This is a genomic window from Tenacibaculum sp. ZH5_bin.1 (genome assembly GCF_042865525.1).
Classification (GTDB): Bacteria; Bacteroidota; Bacteroidia; order Flavobacteriales; family Flavobacteriaceae; genus Polaribacter; species Polaribacter mesophilus.
Genome location: NZ_JBEGIO010000001.1, coordinates 1,674,005 through 1,692,270, shown reverse-complemented (window position 1 = coordinate 1,692,270; position 18,266 = coordinate 1,674,005). Strand labels below are relative to the sequence as shown.

17 protein-coding genes are annotated in these 18,266 nt (G+C 31.6%); 12 read left to right on the top strand and 5 right to left on the bottom strand.

The genetic code is table 11. The features are described 5' to 3' along the window. The first annotated feature begins 91 nt into the window (after positions 1–91). The gene (locus tag ABHQ57_RS07860) at positions 92–535 is read left to right on the top strand and encodes a type I restriction enzyme HsdR N-terminal domain-containing protein (protein ID WP_073181171.1); all 444 of its coding nucleotides are present in this window, start codon (positions 92–94) and stop codon (positions 533–535) included. Positions 536–540: 5 nt separating this feature from the next. Then, positions 541–1,089 (top strand): nucleotidyltransferase family protein, encoded by a 549-nt coding sequence (locus ABHQ57_RS07855; protein WP_389863126.1) that lies wholly within the window; start codon positions 541–543, stop codon positions 1,087–1,089. 92 nt (positions 1,090–1,181) lie between these two features. Here the strand turns inward: ABHQ57_RS07855 and rlmF are convergent, their stop codons facing one another. From rlmF to ABHQ57_RS07840, 3 genes are read right to left on the bottom strand one after another with little or no spacing between them, the layout of a single operon-like run. Next, entirely contained in the window at positions 1,182–2,039 is an 858-nt protein-coding gene (gene rlmF, locus ABHQ57_RS07850; protein WP_389863123.1) for a 23S rRNA (adenine(1618)-N(6))-methyltransferase RlmF, read from the bottom strand. Further along, entirely contained in the window at positions 2,039–3,634 is a 1,596-nt protein-coding gene (gene bshC / locus ABHQ57_RS07845) for a bacillithiol biosynthesis cysteine-adding enzyme BshC (RefSeq protein WP_389863120.1), read from the bottom strand. The genes rlmF and bshC overlap by 1 nt, the downstream gene beginning before the upstream one ends. Next, complete coding sequence (locus ABHQ57_RS07840; protein ID WP_253056932.1) at positions 3,634–4,299, bottom strand: methyltransferase domain-containing protein; 666 nt, start codon at positions 4,297–4,299, stop codon at positions 3,634–3,636. The genes bshC and ABHQ57_RS07840 overlap by 1 nt, the downstream gene beginning before the upstream one ends. 121 nt (positions 4,300–4,420) lie before the next feature. On the opposite strand from ABHQ57_RS07840, the gene ABHQ57_RS07835 reads away from it, so the two are divergent. The 5 genes from ABHQ57_RS07835 to ABHQ57_RS07815 are packed head-to-tail and all read left to right on the top strand — an operon-like array spanning position 4,421 to position 9,611. Beyond that, the gene (locus tag ABHQ57_RS07835) at positions 4,421–6,355 is read left to right on the top strand and encodes a BatA domain-containing protein (protein WP_253056934.1); all 1,935 of its coding nucleotides are present in this window, start codon (positions 4,421–4,423) and stop codon (positions 6,353–6,355) included. Continuing rightward, the gene (locus ABHQ57_RS07830; protein ID WP_167713540.1) at positions 6,352–7,611 is read left to right on the top strand and encodes a dihydroorotase family protein; all 1,260 of its coding nucleotides are present in this window, start codon (positions 6,352–6,354) and stop codon (positions 7,609–7,611) included. The genes ABHQ57_RS07835 and ABHQ57_RS07830 overlap by 4 nt, the downstream gene beginning before the upstream one ends. Positions 7,612–7,615: 4 nt before the next feature. Then, positions 7,616–7,942 (top strand): hypothetical protein, encoded by a 327-nt coding sequence (locus tag ABHQ57_RS07825; protein WP_167713539.1) that lies wholly within the window; start codon positions 7,616–7,618, stop codon positions 7,940–7,942. A gap of 3 nt (positions 7,943–7,945) precedes the next feature. Next, positions 7,946–8,584, top strand: a complete 639-nt coding sequence (locus tag ABHQ57_RS07820) for an alpha/beta hydrolase (protein ID WP_167713538.1) — start codon at positions 7,946–7,948, stop codon at positions 8,582–8,584. A 55-nt stretch (positions 8,585–8,639) separates the two neighbouring features. Beyond that, complete coding sequence (locus ABHQ57_RS07815) at positions 8,640–9,611, top strand: sterol desaturase family protein (protein WP_047789215.1); 972 nt, start codon at positions 8,640–8,642, stop codon at positions 9,609–9,611. 37 nt (positions 9,612–9,648) lie between these two features. Here the strand turns inward: ABHQ57_RS07815 and bcp are convergent, their stop codons facing one another. Further along, a complete protein-coding gene (gene bcp, locus ABHQ57_RS07810; RefSeq protein ID WP_047789216.1) occupies positions 9,649–10,101 on the bottom strand; it encodes a thioredoxin-dependent thiol peroxidase in 453 nt (150 codons plus the stop codon). A gap of 109 nt (positions 10,102–10,210) precedes the next feature. Here bcp and nth point away from each other — a divergent pair, with 109 nt between their 5' ends. Beyond that, complete coding sequence (nth, locus tag ABHQ57_RS07805; protein ID WP_159492408.1) at positions 10,211–10,867, top strand: endonuclease III; 657 nt, start codon at positions 10,211–10,213, stop codon at positions 10,865–10,867. Between the two features lie 238 nt (positions 10,868–11,105). Here the strand turns inward: nth and ABHQ57_RS07800 are convergent, their stop codons facing one another. Continuing rightward, complete coding sequence (locus tag ABHQ57_RS07800; RefSeq protein ID WP_173360714.1) at positions 11,106–11,687, bottom strand: RNA polymerase sigma factor; 582 nt, start codon at positions 11,685–11,687, stop codon at positions 11,106–11,108. A gap of 524 nt (positions 11,688–12,211) precedes the next feature. On the opposite strand from ABHQ57_RS07800, the gene ABHQ57_RS07795 reads away from it, so the two are divergent. The 4 genes from ABHQ57_RS07795 (at position 12,212) to uvrA (ending at position 18,243) form a co-directional block, all read left to right on the top strand. Beyond that, entirely contained in the window at positions 12,212–13,291 is a 1,080-nt protein-coding gene (locus tag ABHQ57_RS07795; protein ID WP_159492410.1) for a linear amide C-N hydrolase, read from the top strand. Between the two features lie 237 nt (positions 13,292–13,528). Next, on the top strand, positions 13,529–14,098 hold the full coding sequence (locus ABHQ57_RS07790) for an FAD-dependent oxidoreductase (protein WP_389863111.1): 570 nt from the start codon (positions 13,529–13,531) through the stop codon (positions 14,096–14,098). Further along, positions 14,080–15,258, top strand: coding sequence for a BBE domain-containing protein (locus ABHQ57_RS07785; protein WP_389863108.1), 1,179 nt, complete (start codon positions 14,080–14,082; stop codon positions 15,256–15,258). The genes ABHQ57_RS07790 and ABHQ57_RS07785 overlap by 19 nt, the downstream gene beginning before the upstream one ends. Before the next feature lie 192 nt (positions 15,259–15,450). Beyond that, positions 15,451–18,243: an excinuclease ABC subunit UvrA gene (gene uvrA / locus ABHQ57_RS07780; protein ID WP_167713537.1), complete on the top strand. Its 2,793-nt coding sequence runs from the start codon at positions 15,451–15,453 to the stop codon at positions 18,241–18,243. The last annotated feature ends 23 nt before the right edge of the window (positions 18,244–18,266 follow it).

The following is an 18,266-nucleotide window of genomic DNA, read 5'->3' as shown; positions in this document are numbered from 1 at the left end:
ACATTCCGCGTTGCTTCAGTTCGAGATGACAATAATGTTTTGTCACAGCAAACAACTAAGAAATAACTTATAATTTTCTTACTTTTGGTCTATGCAAAAGCTCAACCTTCCTAGCTATACATTCAAGCTCAAAAGTAACGAAAATAAGACGCTTATTTTTGATAATTTGAGAAAAAAATACATGGTATTAACTCCCGAGGAATGGGTGCGTCAGCATTTTGTGCAATGGTTGATTCAAGAGAGAAACTACCCAGTTTCATTAATCGCTATTGAAAAACAATTGGTTATCAACAACCTTAAAAAACGTACCGATATTGTGGTTTTTGCTTCAGACGGTCATCCGAATATTATTGTGGAATGTAAAGCGCCACACATAAAAATTACCCAAGATACATTTGATCAAATTGCACGTTATAACTTAAAGCTCGATGCCGATTACCTCATCGTAACCAACGGACTGCAACACTTTTTTTGTATGCTCGATAAAGAGAACGAAACTTATGTATTTTTAAGAGATATACCTCAATACCAATAAGTTTTATGAAAACAGATTTTACCGCTGAATTCATAACCATTATTGAAAATGACGTTTGGATGCTACGTATTCTCGAAACCGTTCGTAACCTACATCTTCCCGACTGTTGGATTGGTGCCGGTTTTGTCAGGAACAAAATTTGGGATTACAAGCACGATAATAAAAGAACTTCTTTAAACGATGTTGATGTTATTTATTTTGATAAAAGCGATACTTCTAAAGCTCGTGAATTAGCTTTTGAAGAACAGCTTAAGGCTATTAGTCCCACTATAAATTGGTCGGTAAAAAATCAAGCTAGAATGCACATTCGAAACGGTCATTCACCTTATAAAAATTGTCTCGAAGCCATTTCTTACTGGCCTGAAACAGCTACTTCGATTGCTATTCAGTTAAACTCTGATAATCAAATTGAATATATTGCTCCGTATGGTTTAAATGATGTATTCAACCTTGTTGTACGACCTACTCCTAATTTTGATTTGATAACGTATCGTAATAGGGTTACAAACAAAGGATGGAAAGATACTTGGGATAAGTTGATTATTGAAAAGTAAGAAGAACTCTCCTCGTGAGACTCAACTTCGTTAATTCCTCCTTTTTTCATCACTTCTAATAACGGTTTCCTATTTTATTAAACAATTACTCACTATATAAACCTCCAACACACAATACGTGTTACCTTGTTTCCTTGGTGCATAGGAATTACTTTGAATTCTTTAACTCCTAATTTTTTACCTGAGTTTTGTAAACTTTCTACGTTTTCTTTTTTAGACACTAAACTTGTAAACCATTTACTTACTTTTGGAAATTTAGAACTCTCATATAAATAGGTATGTAAAAAAGCTTTCTCTCCACCTATATACCATAATTCATTAGAGTTTCCTGCAAAGTTACGTACCGCATTGTTCCCTAAGTTTCTCGATTTTCTTCGGTTAGCTCCTCTCGCCTCTTCAGCCGATTTATAAAATGGCGGATTACACATCGTTACCGTAAATGCATCACCCTCTTCTATAATTCCTTCTAAGATATGTTCTTCTTTAAACTGTTGTCTTAACTCAACCTTATCCGTAAAACCATTATCATCTATAATATCTTGAGCATAATCTAGTGAATCTAAATCGATATCAGTAGCTACAAAATTCCAATCGTATACTACAGTTCCCAACAAAGGATAAATACAACTTGCCCCTGTACCAATATCTAACACCGTTACGTTTTCTTCACCTGCAACTAAATCAGCTAAATGATGAATATAATCTACTCTTCCAGGTATTGGTGGACATAAATTCTTATCAGAAAAATTCCAATGTTTAATATTATAATGAGCTGCTAATAATGCTTTATTAAACTCTTTTACGGCTATTGGGTCATAAAAATCAATAGTCTCTTTCTCAAATTTCTCAATGATAAATTCAGAAAGTTTCGGATACTTTTCTACTAATAGCGTGAAGTCGTACCCTTGGTTGTGTATATTTTTAGGATGTAATCCTTTTTTTGTGCTCATTAAAGTGTAATAAGGGTAAACTCTAGTTGTAACGGATGTAAATTTTCTTTGAGAATTGTAATAAAATCTGCTCCATACTCTAAATAGAACTCTGAAAAATTACGTTGTCGCTCTTCTAAACTTTGATTAGGTAATAATTCGTTTTGCAAAGCTACAATTCTTTCAACCATTTCTTTTTGACGTCGTTTTTCTGCTCGCAACCATCTTTTTTCAAGGTTTTCTAATCCTTTCACCTGCTTTCTTTCTTGTGCATTTACAGCCCCTAAGAAAGACACATCGGTTTTTTTAGCTAGCTCACGTAAATCATCAAATTGTTGTTGTAAAAACTGTTTTTGCTTGGTAAAATCTACCTTAGTATCGCCGTTAGCCAACACTTTTCTTGCTAGTAAGTCGTCTTGTTTTAAAAATAGTTCTTCTTCTGAAACGTTTAGTTTTTCTAACTTTCCTGACTGCTTTTCTGAAAGTATTTGAGCTGAGTTTCTTAATAACAAAATAGGAAACGGAACATTTACTTTATCAAAATATGCCTTTAGCTCTAACCAATACGCTAACTCTCCACCTCCACCAATATAGCATAAGTTGGGTAAAATTACCTCTTGATATAGTGGGCGCATAATTACGTTTGGCGAAAAACATTCTGGCTGACTATGTAAATGATCTAAAATTTCATCCTTTGTCCAAGAAATATCTGTATTATTTACTTTGTAAATTCCGTTTTCAAGAACAATACGTTCACGAATCCTATCAGTAATATAAAATAAGTTTATCTCACGTGGATTTACTTGTATTTTATATGATTGTTCTAGTTCTGTAATTGTTTTCGATACTTCATTATAAGAAGTTTCGTGTAACAAATCGTACTCTACATAAGGTATTAACGCTCTTTTTAATTCTCTTTCGTCAGCATCTAAAATTACCAAACCATATTTTCCAAAAAGTTTATCGGCTACATATCTGGTTGCACCTGCTAATGTTTTGTGCTGTAAATATCCTTTTTCAAAAAGTTCTTTTATTTGAATAGCATTTTTTGAACCTCCTAAATGTTCAGCAAATACTTCAAATACATCTTGTAACCCCTCGGTTGTAAAACGTCCTACAGGTCCTTTTTGGTCAGAGTTCCACTGTACTTTTTTCCCTTTAAAGTTAAAGAAGTTAATTTCTTCAAAATCGTGATCTTCTGTTGCCATCCAATATACAGGCACAAAATTCTCATTAGGAAATTGCATTGACAAATGCTCGCACATGTTTATGGTTGATATAATTTTATACAGAAAATATAACGGTCCCGTAAACAAATTCAGCTGATGCCCTGTTGTTATGGTAAACGTATTCTCTTTTAGTAAACTTTCTATATTTTTTTGTGTTTCAAAAGATAAATCAACGTCTTTGTATTGTTTTCTTAATACTTCAACTAATCTTTTTCTTTGAGTATTTGAAATAGGGTTTTCTTTCTTTTCTTCTAGTTGTTTTTCAAAGTTGCGTAAACTCGGGTAACGGTTATAAAAAGGTTGAATCTTTTCATCAGCCTTTAAATAGTCCTCCATTGTTTTAGAAAAGAATCCTGTGTTTTTATAAGGGATATTGGTTATGTTCATTACTTATTGGCTCTTTGAAATAATGTGTAAACATACGGACGTTCTCCTCCGTACGGATTTACAAATGTGTGATTAAAACTATTGACTAAAACAAAATCGTTTCCTAATTTTTCTTGTAACATTTCCGTATTGTAACGTTGTAATTGTAGTCCACAACATTTTTCTGCTCCGTCTAAAGCAAAAACAGCAATAATTACGAATCCATTTACTTTTACAAGCTTCTTTAACAGGTTGAAATAGGCGTTTTGTTCTTCTTCTTTTAAAAAAAAATGTAGTACTGCTCTATCGTTCCAAACATCAACTTCTTCAAGATCTTGTAGTTGGGTTGAAGCCACTAAATTATCAGCTATAAAGTTAACTTTTGATGCACTTTCTCCTAATCGATTTTTTACATCGGTTAGTGCTTTTTCAGATAAATCATTTGCTATTAAGCCTGAATATCCATCGGCCACTAATTCATCAATTAACATAGACGAACCAACACCAACGTTTAAGATTTTAGCGTCTTTTGGTACGTTAGATTCCTTTAATAATTCAATAGTTTCTTTCGAACTTTCTTCGAACCACCCTAGTTTTTCAGTTGGATTTTTTACATAGGCTGCATTCCAGTGTTCTTTATAGTTAATTTCTCCCGGAATGTTACACTCACTCTCTTTTGTAGTCATAGTTCAAAAATAGGAAAATTTAATCCTTTGTCGAAAACTTACCACACTTCTAACAGATTTTTAACTACATTCTTTTTTAAACCATCTATTTAGGTATTTTTACAGTTAGTAAATTACAATTATGCAGTTTAAACATCCTGAGATTTTATATTTCTTAGCTTTTTTACTCATTCCTATTTTGGTACACTTGTTCCAACTACAGCGATTTGTAAAAGTTCCGTTTACCAATGTAGCTTTTTTACAAAAGTTAGTGTTACAAACACGTAAAAGTTCTCGTATAAAAAAATGGCTGATTTTAGCTACTCGTTTACTGCTACTCACTGCCCTTATTTTTGCTTTTGCTCAGCCATATTTTAGTAACCACAAAGCAAATGAAGAACAACATTTCTTTATGTATCTTGATAATTCTTTAAGTACTAGCGCTGTTGGAGAAAAAGGTAATTTACTGCAAATTGCTACTCAAGAAATTATTGAAAACTCAACAGAAAAAACTAAGTATTCTTTACTTACAAACAACCATTTTTACGCAAATAAAACAGTTTCTGAACTAAAAGAAGAGCTGTTAAAAACAACTAATACTGCTAAAAACAGAAACCTTGCTGATGTTTTTTTAAAAATGACTAGTGAGCATAAGTCTATAGCTTCTTCTTCCAAAAACATTGTGATTTCTGATTTTCAAAACATTAAAAAAGAGGAAATTGACAACGCTCCTAAAAATACTTCTTTTGTAAAGTTAGTACCTGAACAAAAAAGCAACATTTCTATTGATAGTGTTTTTGTAGATGATAATGGAGGTTCTAATTTCAACGTACATATTGTTGTTAGAAATCAAGGAAATGCTAAAAATGACATTCCTATTGCCATTTACAATAATGACAAGTTATTGAATAAACAAACCTTTAGTATTGAGGAAAACAAGACTACGGAAGTTACTTTTTCTGTTGTAAAAACTCCAATGTTTTTAGGTAGAGTTGCTATTAATTTTAACGACACTTATGGGTTTGATAATTCGTTTTATTTTACCATTAATGCTAACGAAAAAATTAATGTATTAGCAATTGGAGAATCAAATAACTTCTTACAACGGATTTATACCAAAGAAGAATTTAACTTTACTTCTTCTACGCTACAAAATGCCAACTATAATTTGATAGATAAGCAACATCTTATTGTATTAAATGAGTTGGAAAGTATTCCTGAAACACTTCTGAATAGTTTAGAAAATTATACTAAAAAAGGTGGAAATCTTGTTATAATTCCCAATAAAGAGTCAGTACTTTCTTCTTATAACAACTTTTTCGGGAAGCTAAATACAGGAAGATTACTTTCTAAAAAGAATGATAGTTTAAAGGTTACTTCGATTAATTATAATCATCCTCTTTTAAAAAATGTTTTCGAAAAGAAGGTAGCTAATTTCCAATATCCGTTTGTGAAAACTTCTTTTAATTCAGAATTTAAGAATGCTAGTAACATTATTTCTTTTGAAAACAAACAAGGCTTTATTAAACAGATTAATCTACCAAATGCTTCTATGTATTGGCTAGCAGGTTCTCTAAATAAAGACAATAGTAACTTTACGAACTCACCTTTAATTGTGCCTGTTTTTTATAACATCGGAAAACAAAGTTTACAACTTTCTGAATTGTATTATACCATAGACAAACAAAATACTATTGATATTGATAAACAGCTAGGTAAAGATGAAGTTTTAAGTATTGTTTGTAGCAAAGGTCCTTTTATTCCTTTGCAACAAACTTTTCAAAATAAAACACGTATTACAACTAAAGATCAACCTTTAGTTGCCGGCTTTTATCAAATACAACAAGGAAATAATGTGCTTAGAAATGTTGCTTTTAATTATAACAAAAGTGAAAGTGCCTTAGATTTTTTAACATTTTCTGAAGCTAATGATATGACTATATCTACTTCAGTTAAAAACACCTTGGAAAATATTAATGATGAAAACAAAATTCAATGGCTTTGGAAATGGTTTTTGGGCTTAGCTATTGTATCTTTGCTTTTAGAAATTTTGATTTTAAAATTCTTTAAACCATGACAACGCTGCTTAAATCGGCAACAATAATAGATGCTTCTAGTCCTTACCACCAACAAACTAAAGATATTTTAATTACCGACGGTATTATTACCAAAATAGACAACAACATTGCTGATGAAGAAACTTATCAAGTTGTAGAGCTTGAAAATCTTCATGTATCTCCGGGTTGGTTTGATACGAGTGTTTCTTTTGGAGAGCCGGGTTATGAAGAGCGAGAAACCTTGCAACATGGTGTTCAAGTAGCGGCTAAAAGTGGGTTTACTCATGTAGCGATCAATCCAAACACACACCCTACAGTTGATAATAAATCGGCTGTTGAGTTTTTGATTAATAAAGTAAACGGAGCTGCAACTAGCATTCATCCTATTGGAGCCTTAACACAGCAAAGTAAAGGTGTTGAAATGTCTGAAATGTACGACATGCAACAATCAGGTGCTATTGCTTTTGGTGATTATAACAAACCCGTTAGCAATGATAATTTGTTAAAGATAGCATTGTTATATGCTCAAAATTTTGACGGATTGGTACTAAGCTTTCCTAAAAACAATTTAATTGCTGGTGAAGGTGTTGCTAACGAAGGTAAAAATAGTACGCTTTTAGGATTGAAAGGAATTCCTGCACTTGCAGAAGAAATTCAAATTTCTCGCGATTTATTTTTGTTAGAATATACAGGAGGTAAATTACACATTCCTACTATCTCAACTGCTAAGTCTGTTCAACTTATAAAAGAAGCAAAAGAAAAAGGCTTAGATGTAACGTGTAGTGTTGCTGTACATAATTTAGTTTTGACAGATGATGAACTACATGGCTTTGAAGCTAATAAAAAAGTAAATCCTCCCCTACGTACAGAAGAAGATAAAAAAGCTCTAATACAAGGTTTAAAAGAAGGAATTATTGATATAATTACATCAGACCATAATCCTATAGACATTGAACATAAAAAAGTAGAGTTTTCTACTGCAAAAGACGGTACTATTGGTTTAGAAAGTGCTTTTGGAGCGCTAAATACTGTATTAGATTTAGAAACTATCATCAACTGTTTATCTAACAATCCTAGAAAACGTTTTAATGTTGAATTAGCTTCCATAAAAGAAGATGAAAAAGCTAGTTTGTCTGTTTTTACCCCTGATGGAGCATATACTTTCTCAGAGCAAAACATTGTTTCTACCTCAAAAAACAGTATCTTTCTAGGGAAAAAACTAGAAGGAAAAGTTTATGGTATTTACAATAATAGTCAACTAATTTTAAACTCATAGAATCATGGAAAATCTAACAGTAAACGAAGGAAAAACTGAAGCAATTATTAGCCACTTCACAATTATAGGACTTATCATAGCTTTCGTTTTAAACATGAACAAAAAAAATGCTTTTGCTAGTTTTTACATTAGGCAAATGCTAGGGCTAAATATATTGTATATGGTGAATATGTGGATTGTTTATAAATATTTAGGAAATACAATAGGTTGGGCTGTAGGAGTACTATTATTTGTACTTTGGTTAATTAGCCTTTTAGCAGTTTTAAAAGGAGAAAAAAAGCTTGTACCAGTTGTTGGAGATCAATTTCAAAACCTATTTAAAGGAATTTAATACATGAGTTTACAACATATTGTAAGAGAGCCTAAAACCTCTAACGCTAACCCTCCTTTATTAATTTTATTACACGGATATGGTAGCAACGAACAAGATTTATTTTCATTTGCAGAAGAATTACCAGACGATTTATTAATTGTAAGTGCTAGAGCTCCTCACGATATGGGTTATGGTGGTTATGCATGGTACGCTATAAATTTTGATTCAGTTAACGGTAAATTTTCTGATTTAAAACAAGCAGCTGAATCAGTTGATAAGATTGCTTCTTTTATAGACGAAATCAAACAGAAATACAATACCAACCCTGATAAAACATTTTTATTAGGATTTAGCCAAGGAGCTATTTTAAGTTATGCGCTAAGTTTTAAATACCCTAACAAAGTACAACATGTAGTTGCTTTAAGCGGTTATATTAACGAAGAGTTATTACCTACTGAAATAGACAACTCTATTACAACAGATTATTATATTTCTCACGGAACTGTAGATCAAGTTCTTCCTATAGATTGGGCACGTAAAGCTCCTATTATACTGAAAGACTTAAAGTTAAAAAATGAATATTCAGAATACCCCGTAGGTCACGGAGTAGCTCCTCAAAACTTCTATAGTTTTAAAAACTGGATCGTGGAAAGACTATAAATTTTAACAGTTAAATTGATTAAAATTAAATATTTTTGCAATCTAAAAAAATAGCATGAGCAACATATTCAATCAAGATATATTATACTACTGGAGTGCTCCTTTCTTCATTTCAGTAATTTTAATTGAAATGTACTTTAGTTATAGAGCTAAAGCTAAAAACTACGATTTTAAAGACACAGCTACTAATGTTTACTTTGCTTTAGTTAACTTTAGCTTAGATTTACTAATGAAGGTTGTTTCTTTTGCCATTATGGGGTTTTGTTACCAATACAGAATTATCGACTGGGAAGGTAACATGTCATGGGCATATTGGTTATTAGCTTTTATTGGTCAAGACTTTTTGTACTACATACACCATTATGTAGATCATCATTCACGATTTTTCTGGGCTGTACACGTAACACATCACAACTCTGAATTTTACAACATTTCAACTGGTTTTAGATCTCCAGTTTTACAGCCTTTGTTTAGGTATATGTTCTTTTTACCGTTAGCTTTTCTAGGTGTTATGCCGTTGCATATTATGTTTGCATATGCCATGAACCAAAACTACGGAACCTTATGTCATACTAATTTTATTAAAAGTAAATTAGGTTGGTGGGGATATATTTTTGTAACTCCTTCTCATCACAGAGTGCATCATGCTTCAAATACCAAATACCTTGATAAAAATATGGGAATGGTCTTAATTATTTGGGATCGTATTTTTGGAACTTTTCAAGCTGAAGAGGATGAAACTGAATATGAAAAATTACGTTATGGTTTAACCAAACCATTAGAAGACAAGGGACCTATTAACATTATCTTCCATGAATGGAAAGAAATTTTTAACGACTTCTTTAAACGAAAAAAGAATTTACCTTTTACAACACGACTAAAATACGTGTTTATGCCTCCAGGATGGAGTCATGATGGTAGCACTAAAACAAGCAGAGAATTACAAAAAGAACTTGCCTCCGCTACAGAAGTAATAAAACCTACAGAAGAATTTAGGGTAAGTCCACAAAAAATAAAAGTCGAGTAAATACTCGACTTTTATTTTTTATTAAATAGATATACTATTATTTTAATATCTGATTTGCGTGTTCCTTTGTTTTTACTTTCGTAATTACATCTTCAATTACTCCTTTCTCATCAATTACAAAAGTAGTACGGTGAATTCCATCATATTCTCTTCCCATAAACTTTTTAGGTCCCCAAACACCAAAAGCGTTGATTACATCTTTACTTTCGTCTGCTAATAAAGGAAAAGGTAATTCATTTTTATTGATAAAGTTTTGCTGACGTCTTGCTGAGTCTGCACTCACCCCTAAAACATCATAGCCTTTTGCTAAAAACGTTTTGTAATTATCACGTAAGTCACAAGCTTCAGCTGTACAACCAGGTGTGCTTGCTTTCGGATAAAAGAACAATACTAGTTTTTTCCCTGTATAATCAGAAAGCTTTACAGTATTTCCTTTTTCGTCTACTGATTCAAAATTTGGTGCCTTATCTCCTATTTTTAGTGTTGTCATATTATATTCTTTCAAAGTTATTATGTCAAAGTTACAAAGTTGATTTTGATTATCCATAAAACATACGAAGCTTCTTTGTACCTTTGATTTTTTCAAATTTTATAAAGCAATGACGAAAGCAGAAAAAGTCCAGTTTGTTATAGATACTTTAGAAGAATTATATCCTGAAACTCCCATCCCTTTAGACCATAAAGACCCATACACCTTGTTGATTGCTGTATTGATGTCTGCTCAAAGTACCGATGCACGTGTAAACACCATTACTCCTTTATTATTTGAAAGAGCTGATAATCCGTACGACATGGTAAAGCTTACTGTTGATGAAATTAAAGAAATTATCAAACCAGTTGGTTTATCACCTATGAAATCAAAAGGAATCCACGGTTTATCAAAAATTTTAATCGAAAAACATAATGGTGAAGTTCCTGTTGATATGGATGCTTTAGAAGAATTACCTGCAGTAGGACACAAAACTGCTAGTGTGGTAATGTCGCAAGCTTTTGATATTCCTGCTTTTCCTGTAGATACCCATATTCATAGATTAATGTATCGTTGGAATTTATCTAACAGAAAAAGTGTTGCACAAACTGAAAAAGATGCAAAACGTTTATTCCCTAAAGAATTATGGAATAAATTACACTTACAAATTATTTATTATGGACGTGAATATTCTCCTGCTCGAGGTTGGAAGCTAGAAAATGATATTATCACTAAGACAGTTGGAAGAAAATCGGTAATAGACGATTATAATAAAAAGAAAGCATAAAAAAAGCCCCAACCTTGTTGAAGCTTTTCCCACTCTTAATTCAAATTCAATTCAATGAGATAGTTTGATTTTGTTTTAACTACTGTTAGCGATTTGGAAAAATTAATCAAATATTGAACTGTTTCTTGTTTAGGTTCCATTTTAAAGTCAGGAGACTTCTTAGAGTAAACTTGCATCATATATTCCCTTATTAATACTTATTATCAATGATTTAACGATGCTTTTTTTTAAATATTGTTTAACTAACTAAGATAATTTTATTTTTTTCAATTATTTTTCTCAAATTAATTAAAGCATAACGCATCCTTCCAAGTGCTGTATTTATACTAACGCCAGTATTCTCTGATATTTCATTGAAACTCATATCGTTATAAATACGCATTTTTAAAACCTCTTTTTGTTCTTCGGGCAACTCTTCAACTAATTCTTTAACATCATTTAATATTTGTTCTTTTATTATTTTTCCTTCTGCATTCAAAGTTCCATCACTTAATACCGAAAAAATATCAAACTCTTCTGTATTATTAAACGTAGGCATGCGATTGTTTTTTCTAAAAAAATCAATAATTAAATTATGAGCAATACGCATTACCCATGGTAAAAATTTACCTTCTTCGTTATAATTTCCTTTTTTTAGCGTTCTTATAACCTTTATAAAGGTGTCTTGAAAAATATCTTCTGTAGTATCTCTATTTTGTACTTTACTATAAATAAAGCTATAAAGACGTTGCTGGTGGCGTTTAATCAATAATTCTATGGCGTATTCATTACCATTTATATAGTTCTTTACTAATACACTATCATCTACAATGTGCTGCATAATAATTACTTTTTTTAAAGAGCAACTAACTAGTACTCTTTTTGTTAGGGGATATTAAGTTATAAAAGTAATTATTTTACTATAAGCTATTATTTATTGATTAATAATGAGTTACAAATATTAAATTTTTTATTAATAAATACAAAAAAAAACTATAAAAAAAGAGAAAAACACTATCGTTTTTTCAATAAAACCACTTGAAATTGGTATTTCTTATTACTTATCTTTTTCGATTATATTAAGTATATAAAGACTGATATTTCAACTGTTAACCCAAAAGGAAACATTCATTATATTTTCCATCCTCATCTGTTATATCCTTTAAAAGAATAGAATTAAAAGTCATTTTATACCGTCTTAAAATCTATAGAGTCCCCATTTAAAAAACAAATTATACATACTCAAATACCTTACGTTTATAACCAAATATTAGTATGGTCAAGCCCTTCATTTAAATACATAGCTTTTCTCCCTATAGTTTTGTAATTATAAAATCAATATTAACCCCCGAAAAATTTAAAACTATGTGTACAAGAATATTTAACAATTTTAGTGCAGAAAACAATTATCTAACTACAGCAAGAAATATGGATTGGGCTACCCAAATGCCTACCACTATTTTTGCTTTTAGAGTTACTCCTCAAAACCCAATGCTTAAATGCGGAACAGAAATTGAAAATGAACATTCGTTAATATGGGAAGCACAATATAGCAGTATTGTAACTATGGTGGGTACCAAAGCTCCTTTTGGCGCATCTGATGGTATCAACTCTCAAGGACTCGTCGCTAATCTATTATACGACAGTGGTGCTTCTTACAATAGAGAAGATGGTAGCTCTTGTAAAAATTTAGATGTTTTAAGATGGGTACAATTTGTATTGGATACTTGTTGCTCAGTTTCTGAAGTGGTTGCTAAATTTAGTAAAGAAGCTGAAACTCAAATTCAGTTAATTGGAGGAAAAGTTCCTGGTTCTAATAAAAAAGCTTCCTTACATCTTGCTGTTTCTGACCTTCATGGTAAATCTGCCATTATTGAAGTTCATAATGGAAATTACATCATTTACGAAGATCCTGAATTTAGAGTAATGACTAACGAACCTTCTTATGCCAAACAAATTGAACTAAATCAATTTTGGCGTTGGCAGTGGAATGATAAAAATAACTTTCCTAGTAATACTTTACCAGGCGGTCCCTTTCCTTCTGATAGATTTTCCAGAGCTTCGTATTATCTAAATCATTTATATGACACTACTAGTAATTCTGATTCTTTAACTCAATCAAAATCAGTTGTTATGAATGCTTCTGTACCTGTTAATTTCAAATCAACTTTAGAAAAATATCCAAACATCGCACAAACTTTATGGACAAGCGTTGCTTCTCACAACAACCTTACCTACTATTTTTGTAATGCTAGAACCATGGGAGAAATTTATATGGATTTGAATAAGATGAATGATTTCCCTAGTGCTGTTTCTAAACTTATTGTGGTTTCTGAAAACGATGAACATGAATTTATAAACCATGAACTATACGGATATCAAAACGAAAATTTCACAAAAACTGTTGATCCATTTGCTATGACAGCTGTACTAGCGGATAAATAAACTCTTTTAAAACTTTATATTAAACAGTTGTAATTTTTACAACTGTTTTTGTAACAGTAAAAACATTTAATTGAATTTATTTTTGGTAGAAGCTCTTCCTTATTCAAACAAACTCACTTTCTGCTTATACCCTTTTTCAATTACTTAAATCAAATATTTAATCATTTAAAGAACTCTTTCTTAAATACACATAGGTGCTAATTATTTTTGAGTTTTAATCCTTAAACTACAATATCTATGAAAACTGACATTCAAGAAGAAATTAATACGCTACTTAGAGAAAACATTGACAACTTTTTAAAAGAAATCCAAAAGTCGTTACCTTCAAATGTAACAATATCTACAAATTGGGGGAGTCTAGATAATGTTTACGAACATTATAAAAATAGCCATATTTTCAATAGAAGATTGCAATTCAATCCCTTTGTAATTGTTTATTGCGAAAGCCCTGAAGACGTACAAAATACATTCAAAGCTGCAAATAACAACAAGCTCCCTTTCAAAGTCAGAGCTGGAGGTCATGATCACGAAGGCGAATGTACTGGAACTAATATTGTGTTAATAGATGTTTCTAAAATGAACTATCCCGAACATGATAATGAAAAAGTTTATATCAAAAATATTGACGGAGAAAAAATCGCACATATTCGTCCAGGTATTCGTTTTAAAGACCTAACTTCAAGACTCGCTGACCAAGACGTTATGATTCCCCACGGTACTTGTGCTACTGTGGGTATTGCTGGCTTCACCATGGGTGTGGCTGGGGACCATGGACTCGTAAATATGGCATGTGCTGTGAACGTTTAGTCGGCGCTACCATTTTGTTAGGAAACGGAGAGTTTGCAGAACTCAATGAAAAAAATGGTGAGATTCCTGATTTACTTTGGGCATTAAGAGGTGGTGGAGGCATGAGTTACGGAATTGTAACCGAACTTAGAATTAAAACTTTTGAACTACCTAAAATATTACATCGCTTCAACGTCGTTTGGAATCCGTATTCCGATTTAAATCCAGATAAAGTTGAAGAAAATATTCCTACTATTGAAGTGCTAAAAAAATGGGAGGAAATTATTCAACCTAACAACTCACCTCAACTTATTGGAACCAACTTAAAAGTGAGTGCAAGGTCGTGGGATGAAAACACACCTATTCCTTATAAAACTATCTATCTTAATTGCCAATTTAATGGGTATTGGGAAGGAGATGAAATAAGCTTAAGGGAGTTTATAAAAGATAACTTTAAAAGTGTACTTGCTGTTACAGATAATATGTTAACTATTGAACCTGCCACAGGTGCAGATTTTGAACATAAAAGCAACTACGGTGAACACCTAATGAGTTCATGGGACAGGGAGTCTTTTAATGAAATTAAATTATCCATGCTCCCTCCTGAGTTATTAATGGGGACACCGCTACAACCAGATTTAGATCTACCTGCACCACATAAAATAACTTCAAGACTTGTTGATAAAAAAGGTTTAGGAGAAGAAGGGCATCAAAAACTAATTGAAAGCTTGTGCTCTCCTCTATTAAATGAGCATAACAGAAAAAATACTATTACATCTTATATTACCTTAGGAGCTATTACAGGTGAATTTTACAAAAAACACCCTGAGACCAATAGTGCTTTTCCTTACAATGACAAACAATATACCATACAATACCAATGTTGGTGGGAAGCTTTAGATGCAAATATGGATCCAGCAATTAAAAAGTATATTGAAGAAAAAATAAAAAACTTCCAAGACAATACTTTATATGATTACACCAATAGAGCGCTAGATTGGATTGAAGTATGTAGAGATTTTGATATCCCAAATACCTCTGGCGCATTTATAAGCTTTAAGGATAGTTCTATCCCTACTAAAACATATTTTGCCCAAAACTACAATGAACTTATTAGGATTAAAGAACAATACTCGAAAGATCCTTATAATCACTTCAGAACAAGAAAAACAATAATATAAATCTACTTCTCCCCTTCTTAATGAAGGGGATTTTTTTTCTATTTTCGAAAAAACAACAAATAGATACCTTATTTTCTAAACATTATATATTTAATCTAAGTTTTGTAAAAGAAAAGTCCTTGATATTTACATTGAGGTTATAATGTAGAGTTAATAGAAAACCGTACTTTTATAGCTTATTTTTTCGAGTATATGAAGACTGATATTTCAACTGTTAATCCAAAAGAAAATATTATAATTAAAGGGGCTAAACTGCACAATTTGAAAAACATTGATGTAGTTATTCCTCGTAATAAATTAGTAGTTATTACTGGACTTTCTGGTTCAGGTAAATCTTCTCTAGCTTTTGATACTTTGTATGCTGAAGGACAACGCCGTTATGTAGAAAGTTTAAGTTCGTATGCTCGTCAGTTTTTAGGAAAACTACACAAACCAAAAGTTGATTACATTAAAGGAATTGCTCCTGCCATTGCTATTGAGCAAAAAGTTAACGCTACTAATCCACGTTCAACAGTTGGTACATCTACAGAGATATACGATTATATTAAATTATTATTTGCTCGTATTGGTAAAACCTTCTCTCCTATTTCAGGTAATGAAGTAAAAAAACATACAGTTTCTGATGTTATCAATCATGTAAAAAATTTTGAGGAACGTTCAAAGTTATTATTACTTGCTCCTATACATATTAATAAAGACAGAGATATAAAAACTGTTTTACAAGTACTAACACAGCAAGGATATGCTCGTTTAAAATATCAAGATACCGTATACAGAATTGATGCGTTTCCTGTAAAAGATTTTAAGGGAAATGAATTACAATTAGTTGTTGATAGAATTGTTGTAAAAGACGAAGAAGATTTTTACAACCGTTTGGGGGATGCTGTACAAACGGCTTTTTTTGAGGGAAAAGGTATTTGCTATATCGAAAACCTATCAGATAATAGTACTGTTGAATTCAGTAATAAATTTGAATTAGACGGAATTTCATTCTTAGAGCCTAACACTCATTTATTTAGTTTTAATAACCCATACGGAGCTTGTCCAACCTGTGAAGGTTACGGAGATGTAATTGGTATTGATGAAGATTTAGTAATTCCTAACACAGGATTATCTATCTACGAAGATGCTATTTTCCCTTTTAAAACAGATAGTTACAAAAAATATAAAAATGATTTAATTCTAAATGCTTCAGCATTCGGGATTTCTATTCATAAACCATGGTTTGAACTTACTGATGAACAAAAAGACTTGGTTTGGAATGGAACAAAAAAATTTAAAGGGATTAATCATTTATTCAAAAAATTAGAAGAGAAAAGTTACAAAATTCAAAACCGTGTAATGCTTTCTCGTTACCGCGGAAAGACAAAATGTACCGAATGTAATGGAAAACGTTTACGCAAAGAAGCCAACTACGTTCAGGTATACGGTAAAACTATTGATGAATTAGTAACCCTACCTCTAGATGAATTAGCGGTGTTCTTCAATAATATTGAATTAAACAAATACGAAGAAAAAATTGGTAAACGTTTACTTACCGAAATTAACAACCGTCTCCAGTTTTTAACAAATGTTGGTTTAAGCTATCTAACATTAAACAGAACATCTAATACGTTATCTGGTGGAGAAAGTCAACGAATTAATTTAGCTACTTCGCTAGGGAGTTCATTAGTAGGCTCTATGTATATTTTAGATGAACCAAGTATTGGATTACACCCAAAAGATACAGAAAGACTCATTGGCGTGTTAAAAAATCTACGTGATTTAGGTAACACCGTAATTGTAGTTGAGCATGATGAAGACATTATGAAAGAGGCCGATTATATTATTGATATTGGCCCAGAAGCAGGAACTTATGGTGGAAATGTTGTTGCCGAAGGAACTTTTAAAGATATTCTACAATCCGAATCGCTTACAGCTAAATATTTATCAGAAGAGTTAAAAATTGAAATCCCTACAAATAGAAGAACATCAAAAAATTCTGTTGATATTATTGGGGCTCGTGAAAATAACTTAAAGAACATTGATGTTTCTTTTCCACTTAACAATTTAACCGTTATTACAGGAGTTTCTGGTAGTGGTAAAAGTACCTTAGTTAAAAAAATTCTATATCCTGCTATGCAGAAGAAACTAGTTGGATATGGTGAAAAATTAGGACAACACACGGATGTTACTGGGAGTTTTGATTTGTTAAAACATGTAGAGTTTATCGATCAAAATCCTATTGGCCGTTCTTCACGTTCAAACCCTGTGACGTATATAAAAGCGTACGATGATATTCGTAAGTTACTTTCATCTCAAAAACTATCTAAAATAAGAAACTACCAACCTAAACATTTTTCTTTTAATGTAGATGGTGGTCGATGTGAAGTTTGTAAAGGTGAAGGAGAAGTTACTATTGAAATGCAGTTTATGGCTGATGTACATTTAGAATGTGAAACTTGTGGTGGTAAGCGCTTTAAAAAAGAAGTACTAGAAGTAACTTTTGAAGGAAAATCGATTGATGATATTTTAAACATGACTATTGATGATGCCGTTGCTTTTTTTACAGAACACAAACAAACCAAAATAGCTAAAAAATTAAAACCTTTACAAGATGTTGGATTAGGTTATGTACAATTAGGCCAGTCATCTTCTACCCTTTCTGGTGGTGAAGCACAGCGTATAAAGCTAGCTTCTTTTTTAGTAAAAGGAAATACCAAAGACAAAGCTTTATTTATTTTTGATGAACCTACTACTGGATTGCATTTTCATGATATTAAAAAATTATTAGCTTCTTTTAATGCGCTAATTGAGCGAGGACACTCAATTATTGTTATTGAACACAATATTGAATTGATTAAATGCGCTGATTATATTATTGATCTTGGTTTAGAAGGTGGAAAAAAAGGAGGAAACTTAATCTTTGCAGGCACCCCTGAAGAATTAGCTAAAAATAAAAAATCATACACCTCTAAGTATTTAGCTGAAAAACTCATTAACTAAACCTTTTTTAACTAGAAAAGCCA

Coding starts and splice junctions, on each gene's coding strand:
- ABHQ57_RS07860 (WP_073181171.1), top strand. CDS start 92: ATGCAAAAGCTCAACCTTCCTAGCTATACATTCAAGCTCAAAAGTAAC.
- ABHQ57_RS07855 (WP_389863126.1), top strand. CDS start 541: ATGAAAACAGATTTTACCGCTGAATTCATAACCATTATTGAAAATGAC.
- rlmF (WP_389863123.1), bottom strand. CDS start 2,039: ATGAGCACAAAAAAAGGATTACATCCTAAAAATATACACAACCAAGGG.
- bshC (WP_389863120.1), bottom strand. CDS start 3,634: ATGAACATAACCAATATCCCTTATAAAAACACAGGATTCTTTTCTAAA.
- ABHQ57_RS07840 (WP_253056932.1), bottom strand. CDS start 4,299: ATGACTACAAAAGAGAGTGAGTGTAACATTCCGGGAGAAATTAACTAT.
- ABHQ57_RS07835 (WP_253056934.1), top strand. CDS start 4,421: ATGCAGTTTAAACATCCTGAGATTTTATATTTCTTAGCTTTTTTACTC.
- ABHQ57_RS07830 (WP_167713540.1), top strand. CDS start 6,352: ATGACAACGCTGCTTAAATCGGCAACAATAATAGATGCTTCTAGTCCT.
- ABHQ57_RS07825 (WP_167713539.1), top strand. CDS start 7,616: ATGGAAAATCTAACAGTAAACGAAGGAAAAACTGAAGCAATTATTAGC.
- ABHQ57_RS07820 (WP_167713538.1), top strand. CDS start 7,946: ATGAGTTTACAACATATTGTAAGAGAGCCTAAAACCTCTAACGCTAAC.
- ABHQ57_RS07815 (WP_047789215.1), top strand. CDS start 8,640: ATGAGCAACATATTCAATCAAGATATATTATACTACTGGAGTGCTCCT.
- bcp (WP_047789216.1), bottom strand. CDS start 10,101: ATGACAACACTAAAAATAGGAGATAAGGCACCAAATTTTGAATCAGTA.
- nth (WP_159492408.1), top strand. CDS start 10,211: ATGACGAAAGCAGAAAAAGTCCAGTTTGTTATAGATACTTTAGAAGAA.
- ABHQ57_RS07800 (WP_173360714.1), bottom strand. CDS start 11,687: ATGCAGCACATTGTAGATGATAGTGTATTAGTAAAGAACTATATAAAT.
- ABHQ57_RS07795 (WP_159492410.1), top strand. CDS start 12,212: ATGTGTACAAGAATATTTAACAATTTTAGTGCAGAAAACAATTATCTA.
- ABHQ57_RS07790 (WP_389863111.1), top strand. CDS start 13,529: ATGAAAACTGACATTCAAGAAGAAATTAATACGCTACTTAGAGAAAAC.
- ABHQ57_RS07785 (WP_389863108.1), top strand. CDS start 14,080: ATGTGCTGTGAACGTTTAGTCGGCGCTACCATTTTGTTAGGAAACGGA.
- uvrA (WP_167713537.1), top strand. CDS start 15,451: ATGAAGACTGATATTTCAACTGTTAATCCAAAAGAAAATATTATAATT.